The 10,872-nt window shown below is 65.2% G+C and carries 7 protein-coding genes; 3 read left to right on the top strand and 4 right to left on the bottom strand.

Annotated features, from left to right (window positions below):
- The first annotated feature begins 232 nt into the window (after window positions 1-232).
- The 3 genes from J2X44_RS16450 to fdxA all read left to right on the top strand — a co-directional run bounded on the left by J2X44_RS16450 (window position 233) and on the right by fdxA (window position 3,827).
- The gene (locus tag J2X44_RS16450; RefSeq protein WP_310087099.1) at window positions 233-3,019 is read left to right on the top strand and encodes a helicase-related protein; all 2,787 of its coding nucleotides are present in this window, start codon (window positions 233-235) and stop codon (window positions 3,017-3,019) included.
- Entirely contained in the window at window positions 3,019-3,375 is a 357-nt protein-coding gene (locus J2X44_RS16455; protein ID WP_310086457.1) for an RNA-binding S4 domain-containing protein, read from the top strand. The genes J2X44_RS16450 and J2X44_RS16455 overlap by 1 nt, the downstream gene beginning before the upstream one ends.
- 113 nt (window positions 3,376-3,488) lie before the next feature.
- A complete protein-coding gene (gene fdxA / locus J2X44_RS16460) occupies window positions 3,489-3,827 on the top strand; it encodes a ferredoxin FdxA (protein WP_310086460.1) in 339 nt (112 codons plus the stop codon).
- Between the two features lie 240 nt (window positions 3,828-4,067).
- Here fdxA and J2X44_RS16465 read toward each other — a convergent pair whose 3' ends face one another.
- From J2X44_RS16465 to J2X44_RS16480, 4 genes are all read right to left on the bottom strand, one after another.
- Entirely contained in the window at window positions 4,068-5,054 is a 987-nt protein-coding gene (locus J2X44_RS16465) for a M14 family metallopeptidase (protein WP_310086463.1), read from the bottom strand.
- A 199-nt stretch (window positions 5,055-5,253) separates the two neighbouring features.
- Window positions 5,254-8,325 carry a TonB-dependent receptor domain-containing protein gene (locus tag J2X44_RS16470; RefSeq protein WP_310086466.1) on the bottom strand — a complete coding sequence of 1,024 codons (3,072 nt, stop codon included), beginning with the start codon at window positions 8,323-8,325 and terminating at the stop codon, window positions 5,254-5,256.
- A gap of 17 nt (window positions 8,326-8,342) precedes the next feature.
- Window positions 8,343-9,302 (bottom strand): alpha/beta hydrolase, encoded by a 960-nt coding sequence (locus J2X44_RS16475; protein WP_310086469.1) that lies wholly within the window; start codon window positions 9,300-9,302, stop codon window positions 8,343-8,345.
- The gene (locus J2X44_RS16480) at window positions 9,299-10,657 is read right to left on the bottom strand and encodes a dicarboxylate/amino acid:cation symporter (RefSeq protein ID WP_310086472.1); all 1,359 of its coding nucleotides are present in this window, start codon (window positions 10,655-10,657) and stop codon (window positions 9,299-9,301) included. Before J2X44_RS16480 ends, J2X44_RS16475 begins: the two co-directional genes overlap by 4 nt.
- Window positions 10,658-10,872 lie beyond the last annotated feature (215 nt).

The raw sequence follows: 10,872 nt of genomic DNA on the forward strand, positions 1-10,872 counted from the left end.
CCGCTCGACGGACCTCCCTTACCCGGCCATCGAATGATGTTTTCCAAAGCGTGTCTGTAAAGAAAGGTCGTTAAAGTCAATTTAATGGCGGTTTTGCCGCAGCCGGTTGCGGCCAATCGTGGCGGGGGCGGGACATGATGCAACACCGACGGAAAAATCGGCCGCGGCGGCGCGGTTCGACGATCGCCTGTTGCGCGGCGACCGCGGCCATGCCAGCTTGGACCCCAAGAAAATGACGTCATCCTCTTCCCAGCCGGTCAAGGCTGTCCTTGGCCCCACCAACACCGGCAAAACCCATTTGGCGGTCGAGCGCCTGACCGCCCATTCGAGCGGCATGATCGGCTTTCCGCTGCGGCTTCTGGCGCGCGAAGTGTATGACCGGGTCGTGGCGATCAAGGGCGCCGCGCAGGTTGCGCTGGTGACCGGCGAGGAGCGGATCATCCCGCCCGACGCCCGCTATCTGCTCGGCACGATGGAAGCGCTGCCGATCGAGCGCGACGTTGCCTTTGTCGGCATCGACGAAGCGCAGCTCGGCGCCGATCCCGAACGCGGCCATGTCTTTACCGACCGCCTGCTCCGCGCGCGCGGCCGCGACGAGACGATGATCCTGGGGTCGGCGAGCATCCGCGGGCTGGTGAAAAATCTCGTTCCCGAAGCGGACATCATCACCCGGCCGCGCTTTTCGACCCTGAGCTATGCCGGGACGTCGAAACTTTCGCGCTTGCCCAAACGCTCGGCAATCGTCGCCTTTTCGGCCGAGGAAGTTTATGCGATCGCCGAAATGCTGCGTCGCTTTTCGGGCGGCGCTGCGGTGGTGATGGGCGCGCTCAGCCCCAAGACGCGCAACTCGCAGGTCGCGATGTTCGAGGCGGGCGAGGTCGATTATCTCGTCGCCACCGACGCGATCGGCATGGGATTGAACCTCGACGTCCAGCATGTCGCCTTTGCCAGCTTGCAGAAATTCGACGGGCGCCGCCTCCGCCGCCTGACGATCGCCGAAATGGCGCAGATCGCCGGGCGGGCCGGGCGGCACCAGCAGGACGGCAGTTTCGGCACCATCGGCCTGCCGCAGGGCGGTTTTACCCCCGAGGAAGTGGCGGCGATCGAGGGGCATCATTTCCCGCCGCTGCCCAGCCTGTTCTGGCGCAATCCAATCCCCGGCTTCGGCTCGCTCGACCAGCTGCTGTCCGATCTGGCGCAGCCGCCGACCCAGCCGGTGCTGCGCCCCGCCCCCGAAGCGGTCGACATCGCAGTGCTCAAGCATCTGGCCGGTGACATGGAGGTGCGCGCGCGCGGCGGCGATTTCGACGCCGTGCAGCGATTGTGGGACATTTGCGGCCTGCCCGATTTCGAACAATTGGGCGCCGAACATCACAGCCGGACAATCTTCAAATTGTGGCAATGGCGGACCAGCGGCGACGGGATGATCGACCCCGACTGGTTCGCGCGGCGGCTGGCGAAACTGAACGATGTCGAGGGCGACATCGACCAGCTGGCGAGCCGGATCGCGGCGGTGCGCACCCTGTGCTTCATCGCCCAGCGCGGTGACTGGATCGCGGGCGCGGCGGGGTGGACCGAGCAGACGCAGGCGCTCGAATCCCGACTGTCCGACGCGCTCCACGCGGCGCTGGCGCAGCGGTTCGTCGACCGGCGGCTGGCGTTGCTGCTGCGCGATGCGGGGCAGCGCGGCGCCGCTCTGCCGGTGGCGGTCGGTCCCGACGGCACCGTTGCGGTCGATGGCGAGGCGATCGGCACCCTCAAAGGCTTTCAGTTCAAGGTCGATCCCGTGGCCAGAGCGAGCGATCACCGGATGCTGCTTGCCGCTGCCGAAAAACATCTGCGTGCCGAGTTGGCGCGCCGCGCGACCACTTTGGCCGAGGGGGACGACAGCGCCCTGTCGCTGGTCGCGGAACCGGGCGCCGCGCCGCGGTTGGCGTGGCATGGCCACCCCATTGCGACGCTCGCCAAGGGGCCGACGCTGGTCCAGCCATCGATTCTGGTCGATCCGTCGCTGCGGCGGCTGGAACCCCATCAGGTGCAAGCGATTGCCGAACGGCTGCAACGCTTTGTCGCGCAGCAGCTGGCGCGCCATGCCGCACCGCTCGCCGCCATGGGCGAAGCCGCGGGCGACCTGTTCACCCCGCCGCGCGTCCGCGCCCTGTTGGCGGCGCTGACCGACAACAGCGGCACGATCGGCCGCGCCGCTGTCGAGGATCAGTTGAACGCACTCGCGCCCGACGAGCGGCCGCAACTGCGCAAGCTGGGCCTGACGATCGGGTCGCTGGACATTTTTCATCCGGTGTTGCTGAAGCCCGAGGCGGTGCGCTGGCGCGCCGCGCTGACCGCGGCGCAGCAAGGGACGCCGATCCCGGCGCTGCCGCCGCACGGCGCGGTGTTGCAGAAAACCGGCAGTCACATCGGTCTGACGATCGCTGGCTTTCGCCGCTGTGCGTCGGGTTGGCTGCGGATCGACATGGCCGAGAAGCTGGCACGCCAGGCGCATGCGGCGCGGATGCAGGCATCGGCGCCGCCGACCGCGCCGATCGCGGGCAGCGGCGATCATCACCACGATGGTGCAAGCGACGAAGGCGCCAGTGATGATCATGGGGGTGTCGCCGCCGCGCCGCCGCCGGGCTTTGTGATCGACCCGGCGCTCGCCACGTCGCTCGGGCTGGACGACGAAACACGGCGCGGGCTGCTGGGCAGTTTCGGGTTCCGCAGCGTCGGCGAACCGGGGCTGCAACGCTGGCGCTGGTCAGGACTGCGCAAGGCCGACAAGCGGCCGCGCCGCAAGCCGCCGGTCAAACGCGCCGACGCCCCGACGCGCACTCCGGCCAACGGCGACGTCCGGCGCTCGCCGGTCATCGCCGCGGCAAAGGGCAAGCGCCGCCCGCCGGACAAACCGCGTGCCGATGCGCCGCGCCCGCCGCGCCCCGATCGCCCGGCGCGGCGCAGCCCGTCGCCGAACAGCCCGTTTGCGGGCCTCGCCGCCTTGCTCGCCGAGAGCCGCAAGGACTGATGGCCAGCCCCGGCGCCGCGGGCAGCATCCGGCTCGACAAGCTGCTCTGGTTCCTGCGCTTTGCCCGCTCGCGCAGCCTGGCGCAGGCGATGGTCGCGGCGGGGCATATCCGGCTCGACGGGCGGCGGGTGACCCGGTCGTCATGCGCGGTGCATGTCGGACAAACGCTGGTGCTGCCGGTCGGCGAGCGCATCGAGGTGGTGCGGCTGCTGGCGCTGCCGGGGCGCCGCGGCCCGTCGGGCGAAGCGCAGGCCTGCTACCAGAGCCTCCACCCCGCGCCGTCCGCCGCCAGTCCGGCTATCAGCGGCGATGGAAAAGCTGTGCAGGCAAATCGCGCGCCGCCCCCTAACCAGTGAGAGTGATTCGCAACTGCTTGCTAGGCGTTGACGCACCGCCGCCGCGCGGCATAGAGGCGAGCCAAGCAAGAGCCTGACGGCCCGATTGCCGTCATCTGAGGGAGCCTGAAACCATGACCTATGTCGTCACCGATGCCTGCGTCCGGTGCAAATATATGGACTGCGTCGAGGTGTGCCCCGTCGACTGTTTCTATGAGGGCGAGAATATGCTCGTCATCAACCCCAATGAGTGCATCGATTGCGGCGTGTGCGAGCCCGAATGCCCCGCCGAAGCGATCCTGCCCGACACCGAAAGCGGCCTCGAAAAATGGCTGGAAGTGAACACCAAGTTCAGCGCCGAATGGCCGAACATCACGGTGAAGAAGGACAGTCCCGCCGACGCCGACGAATATAAGGGTGTCGAGGGCAAGTTCGAGACGCTGTTTTCGCCTGAGCCGGGTAGCGGCGACTGATCCGAATCGGAAAAATAATTCGATCGGGGCGGGACTTTCCCGCCCCTTTTCGTTTGAACGCCGACGGCATCGCAGCATGAAGAGGCGGTGTCGATTGCGCGCCTCCGCCACTGCGATATCGAACTTACCCGCCGGCGCGTCGGCGAACAGCCTTTGGACGCGAGGCCGCAGCATTCGGTTGGTCGGGGAAATTGCGGGGTAGGCGGCGTTATCGACTTCGTCGCAGTCTTTCAAACGACCTTAAGGCAACTCGGAAAGCGACAGTGCCGCCATCAGGCTTGCTGCAAACTCACGGGCAGCCTGCGCGATCGCCTGACGATCCGTCTCGTCGCCAACCTCGTAGGTATAGGCGGGGATGGCATGCATGGCGTGGAACCAGTTCTTTGCGGTTCCGGAACCCGGATTGGCGTTGCGACGCTCAATGGCAAACGGGTAGCCGGCGATCAGATGTTCCTTGCCGCCCAGCCAGCGCGCCAGGAACCGCGCCTGATCCGCGCTCGCTTCGTCGCCTTGCACGTAGAACAGGTTGCGCGCGGTGGAGTGGAAATCGACCATCGCGACGGGGCGAACCTGGTCTGGCAACCGATCGAGCCACTGCGCGACGGAGCGGGTCTCGGGCTGGGCAAAGGTTCCCCAGTCGCGATTAAGATCCTCGCCGCCCAGATTGGCCCGCCAATGGCCGCGCGCGACGCCATCGGGATTGAGTAGCGGAACGGCGAGGACTTGCAGATCCTGCGCGTCGAATTTTCCGGCGTCGGCCAGCGCGACCAGCGTTTCGAGGAAATGTTCCATCGCGATCGCACCGCTGACTTCGGGCGGATGCTGCCGCCCGAGCAGGATCACCAGCCGCGACGCGGTAGGCTCGCCGATCCGGAGCGCGTCGATGGGCCGCCCGCCGTGCGAACGGCCCAGCGTTTCCCGCGTGACTGCGGCGCTGCGATCGAGCCGCGCCATCAGCGAAGCATATTCCTGTGTGCCGATCAGTTCCTGACCGCTGACGACAGCCTCACCCGGTGGCAGGACGAGGGTCGCGGTTCTGCCGTCATCGCGCAGCGAAGCGTCCAGCAGCTTCGTGTGGGTCTGGCTTTGCCATTTGGGACGATAGCGGTGCTTCGCCGCGAGATAGCGAAGATGAACGATGACATTATCGGACCCATTCGCCTGATAGCGAAAAGCATACCATGGGCTGGGATTGATCGGCGGGGCATGCTCGGGCGCGACCAGCACCGAGAACTCGCGTTCGCCCTCGATCGTGCAGCGCGAGGGCGGTGCCCCGTCAAGATCGAATCTGATGCTCGCGCTCCGGGTGGAACAGCCCGACAAAGCTGCCCCGACCCCGGTGTCGAGCGGAGGTAGCTGCGCGCATGCTCCGAGGAGAAGCAGCGCGCCCCCAAACGACAACCGGACCCGATGCATTCTCACAGCGTCAGAACTTCTTCCTGATTTCGATAGCGAACTGGCGACCGCGCGGGCTGTGCAGATCGCTGTAGTAGCCATAGGTCTCGTCGGCGAGCGGCGGATCGGTATCGAACAAATTGTTGATCGCGAACCGTAGCCGGGTGCCGTCGAGCGGAGTGTCGTTGGTGATCGTATAGGCGACCGACACGTTCATCGTGAAGACGTCATCGACGGGGAAGAAGTTGGCGTTGGGATCGTCCGATACGACGAGGACGTCGCGAACCACGCTGCTATCGTAGAATTTGCCAACGTAGCTGCCGAACAGGCCCACAGCGACCGGGCCTTTTTCCCAGTTGATCGAGCCGCTGGCGCGCCATTTGGGCCGTCCGTCGACCTCCATAAGCTCGCCAAGGCCTCCGACGGTGACGTCGAGCGGCAGCGTTCCGGCGGCGATCGCATCGACGATTTCCTGTCCGTCGGAACCCGCGCTCTGGACGAAGCTGTCGAGCCGTGCGGCGTTCAGCCGGATCCGGAAGTCGCCGGCCCCGAAGTCGGGCACGCGATAGACAAGCCCGAAATCCCATCCCTTCGAAACGCGGCTGTCGAGATTGACATAGGGGTCGATCACCCGCTCGATCCTGCCCGCCGGGGCCAGACCCGTTCCGGCGAACAGCGCAATGTCGTCCGCTGTCGGCGCCTGGCGGATCACGTTGGGGTTGGTGCTCCCCGACAGGCGGCGCAACAGGTCGAGCGCAATGGCGTTGTCATCGCCGAACGTGCCGACGAGGCCGGTCTGCTTGACCCGCCAATAGTCCGCCGTGACCGTCAGGCCGGGCAGGAAACCAGGCTCCAGCACGATGCCAAGATTGATGCTTTCGCTGTCTTCCGGCCGCAGGTTGCGGGCGCCCGAGCGGAAGCTGATCACGCCGGCGCCGGGGCAGGCGGCGAGGCTGGCGATGATACCCTTTTCGACCTGCGCCTGGCAGATCACGAAGTCGTCGCGGGTGTTCGACCGCGTGGTGCCGTCGTCGTTCACCTGCACCAGGTTCGGGGCGCGGAAACCCTGCGACCAGGCGCCGCGGACCGTGACGCCAGGGATGGTCGTCCATGATGCTGCGATGCGCGGGACCTTGGCGGTTGCGCTGATGTCGGCGAAGCGTTCGATCCGGCCCGCAAGCTGGACGTTGAGCGCCTCGACCAGCGGAATGTCCATCTCTGGGCTGACCAAGGGAACGAACAGCTCGGTGAATGCCGAATAGACGTTGCGGACGCCGTCCGAATCGGGCGATTCGCTGGTGCCGGCGACGTCGCTGCCGTTGAACACGCCGGTTACGCTGTCCGTGAAGGTGATGGTCCCGTCGAGCCGCGGATCGCGGTCGTCGTAGAAGGTCTCACGCCGCCACTCCACGCCGGCGGCAATGCCGACATTGCCGCCCGGAAGGGTGAACAGGTCATCGCGGCTGATCTTGAAGTCGGCGAGCGCCAGGCTCGTGCCGCCCTTGCGGAACACGTCGATCCGGAACGGTTCGATCGAAGCGGCCGGGTTGGGCGTGCAATCGCCAAGGCCGGGATCGTCGAGGCAGCCGCCGTTGAACGGGTTATAGGCATCGGGCGTGGTCAGGTTGATCTGGCGCTGCATGGCCGTGAGCGAAACCCGGTTGCGCTCCAGGTCGACTGTATCCGCTTCCGAATAGACGAAGCCCGTGTCGAAGTCCCAGGCACCGAAGTTGCCGCGCAATCCCGCCACGAGCCGATAGCTTTCCTTCTCGACGTCAATGATCCGGTTGCCGACATCGACGAAGCGGTAGCGTTCCATGATCAGGTCGGCGCCATCGGCCGCAATCGTGGTGCCCGGCAGGCGCTGCGGATTGGGCTGTCCGTTGCGCGTGGTAGGGCCGAACGGGTTGTAATAGGCGTTGCGGGAGATGCCGACGGGGACCGCACTGAGGATGGCCGACGCATCGAAGTTCCGCACGCTCTCCGACCGATAATAGCTCCCCTCGAAATAGGCCTCGATATCGTCGCTCAGCTCGTAGCTGAGCAGCGCCAGCGCGTTGTAGCGATCCTTTTTGCTGATCAGGCTGTTGCCGAATATCGTGTTGTAACGAACGCCAGCGACCGGCGTCTCGCCGTTGCGGGCACAGATGCCGCCGCCGAACTGGAGACGACAGCCGGTGAACGTGCTCGGCTGGAGGTAGAAGTCGTCGTCGGCGATCGGCGTGCGGTTGGAAGGCGCCTGGATATCGAACTGCCCGAACGGGCCGAATGTATTGCGGTTGTTGAACGAAGCATCGCCCGCGAAATCCGTCCCCTCGACCAAGGGAAGGCGATTGTCGTCCCGCGCATAATCCCGCTTCGTGACGGGAAGGCCGTTCTCGTGGAAGTAGCTGCCGTATATGGTCACATTGCCGCGGCCGCCGCCGAAGTCGAACCCATAGCCGCCGGTCAACGTATAGCTGTACAGACTCGTCCCGTCGGACATGCGGTAGTCGCCTTCGATGAAGCCGCCCTTCATGCCGCCCTTCAGGACCGTATTGACGACACCCGCAACGGCGTCGGCGCCATAAAGCGCCGATGCGCCGTCACGCAGGACTTCAATGCGCCTGACGCTCCCCGGCGCGATCTCGTTGGTGTCGGGAGAGACAACCGGCACCAGCAGTTCGGTTTGGAAACCGGGGTGCAGGTTCATGCGGCGGCCATTGATCAGCAACAGCGTGTTGCCGGTGCCCAAGTCGCGCAGATTGATGGAGCCGACATCGCCGCGCACATTGTTTTGGGTCGTTGCGTTCTGCTCGTTAAAGGCCACTGTCCCTGCCTGCGGGATGGCGCGGAACATCTCGTCGCCCGACGATGCGCCGCTGTTCTCGATCGACTGTTCGTCGATCACGGTCACGGGCAGCACGTCGTTGATCTGCGCGCCCTGGATTTGCGTGCCGGTAACGACGATCTCGGGTTCTGCGACCGGGGTTGAAGCGGTCACGTCCGCAGCACCGGGCTGCGGCCCGGCCGCGGTTTGGTCCTGAGCCGAAGCGAGGGTTGTCGCGAGCAGGCTGGTGCCGCCCAGAAGCGCCAGTCTGGCAAGGGTTGCGGTGATGCGCATGTTGGTGATCCTCCCGATCATTTATTTTGGGTCATTGGCTGGGTGATTTGCGTATCGAGCCAAGCGGTGAACAGCGTCGGCCACTGGCTCAGGGTCTGGTCGGGCGTGCCGAGCCCCCACCCGTGACCTCCGGCCGAAAAGATGTGCATCTCGACACTCGCGCCCACCCGGTTGAGCGCCTCGAACAGTGCGACGTTGTGGCCGGGGGGCGTCGTCCGGTCGTCGGCAGAGGAAAACAGGATCATCGGCGGCGCGTCCTTCGACGCATGCGTATCGAGCGACCATAGTTCCTGTGCGGCGAGGCTTGGCTCGCGGCCGACGATCTCGCGCCTGGTGCGGGTCGTGTCGTAGGGCTTGCGCAGCGTCACCACGGGGAACAACAACACGGCGAAGTCGGGTCGCGCGGACGCCGTTTCAAACTTGTCGTTCCCCGCGTAGAACGGCTGGTCGGGCTTCAGCGCGGTATAGCCAGCCAGATGCCCGCCAGCCGAGAACCCCAATATGCCGATGCGGTCGGGGCGGACGCCAAACTCGTCGGCACGATGGCGAACGATCTTCATCGCGCGCTGCGCATCCATGAACGGGGAGGCGGCTTCCCACCCATCGCCCGGCAGCCGGTGGATCAGCTCGAAGACGGTGTAGCCGTTGCGCTGCAGCCATCGCGCCGCGGGGGTGCTTTCCTTCCAGAGCTGGATGCGGAAATACCCGCCCCCACCGATGACCAGCACCGCCCGGCCATTGGGATGGTCGGGGCGATAGACCCGCAGGCGCGGGTTGGAGACATTGGACACCGCGCCAAAGCCGGCGCCCTTATCCCCGATCAGCTCCGGTCCGCTGACGTCACCTTTGCCTGGCGGCTTGCCGGGCCACAGCGGGATTTCCTCGAAATCCTGCGCCTTCAGCGCAGCACTGCCCAGCACGGTCGATGCCGCGACCAACGTGGCAGCGCCCGAGATCAGGGTGCGGCGGGCAATCATGGCGTCTCTCCGATCGCCGCCGCGATGCCTTCGCTATACGGCCCGGTGCGTTCGTGATGTTCGATGTCGGCTTCGGGAAGCGGCATCGGGCTGCCCGCCATCGCGGCGGCGAGGCGCTGGGTATCGAGCGCGTTCTCCCACTTGGCGACCACGATCGTGGCGACTGCATTGCCGATAAAATTGGTGAGCGCGCGGCACTCGCTCATGAACCGGTCGATACCCAGGATCAGGGCCATGCCGGCCACCGGAACCGACGGCACGACCGACAGCGTTGCAGCGAGGATGACGAAGCCCGCCCCGGTGACGCCTGCCGCACCTTTTGAACTGACCATCGCGACCAGCACCAAGGTCAATTGCTCGCCCAGGGACAGATCAATGCCCACGGCCTGGGCAATGAACAGTGCGGCGAGCGTCATGTAGATGTTTGTGCCATCCAGATTGAAGGAATAGCCGGTCGGTACCACCAGTCCGACCACCGTCTTGCGACAGCCAGCAATCTCCATTTTTTCCATCAGGCTGGGCAGCGCGGCCTCGGACGAGGAGGTGCCGAGAACGAGCAGAAGCTCCTCGCGCAGATATTTGATCAGACCAATGATCGTGAAACCGGCCAACCTTGCGACGAGACCGAGCACGACGAGCACGAACAGCAGCGACGTGAGGTAGAAGGTCGCAATCAGCGCGGCGAGGCTGGCCAGCGACCCGATCCCGAATTCGCCGATGGTGAAGGCGATCGCGCCGAATGCGCCGATCGGGGCAAACTTCATCAGCATGTGGACGAGCTTGAAGATGACCTTGTTAAAGGACCCCATCACGTCGAGCACGAGGTCGCTATGCGGTCTCGTCGTGGCGATTGCGACACCGGTCAGGATCGCGACGAGCAGCACCTGGAGGATCGATCCGCTGGTCAGGGCGCTGAACAGCGTGGTGGGAATCATGCCCAGCAGAAAGGCCGCAATGGTCTGTTTTTCGGCGGTCTCTGCATAGGCCGCGACGGCCGTGGTATCGAGCGAGGCGGGATCGATGTTCAGGCCCGCACCCGGCTGCACGACGTTGGCGACGACCAGCCCGATGACCAGTGCGAGGGTGGAGAAGAACAGGAAATAGACGAACGCCTTGCCGGCGACACTGCCGACCGCCGCCATGTCCTTCATGCCGGCGATGCCCGTCGCAACCGTCAGGAAGATCACCGGGGCGATGATCATCTTGACCAGCGCGATGAAGCCGTCGCCGAGGGGCTTGAGCGAGGCGCCGAATGCGGGAAACAGATGCCCCACCAGCGCCCCGAGCGCGATCGCGCTCAACACCTGGACATAGAGATGCCGGTAAAATGGCAACTTGCGAGCGGGCATGCTCATATCGTCAGTGGCCGCTGCCAAACCCATCGCTGATCCTCTCCCTCGGCAGTTTTGCCTTACGGGAACCATAAATCGTGAGAGACCGGCGTGAAACGTCGGAGCGCCAATTTCAATAATTATTTATTTTCAATGCTTTAATCTAAGCGACCAATCAGATTCGTGCGGTTTTCCACACGTTTTGGTTGCAAATTGTGCGGAAAATCGCACAATGTCCG

Origin of the sequence: Sphingopyxis sp. BE259 (assembly GCF_031457495.1) — a bacterium.
GTDB lineage: Bacteria > Pseudomonadota > Alphaproteobacteria > Sphingomonadales > Sphingomonadaceae > Sphingopyxis.

Coding starts and splice junctions, on each gene's coding strand:
- J2X44_RS16455 (WP_310086457.1), top strand. CDS start 3,019: ATGGCCAGCCCCGGCGCCGCGGGCAGCATCCGGCTCGACAAGCTGCTC.
- J2X44_RS16450 (WP_310087099.1), top strand. CDS start 233: ATGACGTCATCCTCTTCCCAGCCGGTCAAGGCTGTCCTTGGCCCCACC.
- J2X44_RS16475 (WP_310086469.1), bottom strand. CDS start 9,302: ATGATTGCCCGCCGCACCCTGATCTCGGGCGCTGCCACGTTGGTCGCG.
- J2X44_RS16480 (WP_310086472.1), bottom strand. CDS start 10,657: ATGAGCATGCCCGCTCGCAAGTTGCCATTTTACCGGCATCTCTATGTC.
- J2X44_RS16470 (WP_310086466.1), bottom strand. CDS start 8,325: ATGCGCATCACCGCAACCCTTGCCAGACTGGCGCTTCTGGGCGGCACC.
- fdxA (WP_310086460.1), top strand. CDS start 3,489: ATGACCTATGTCGTCACCGATGCCTGCGTCCGGTGCAAATATATGGAC.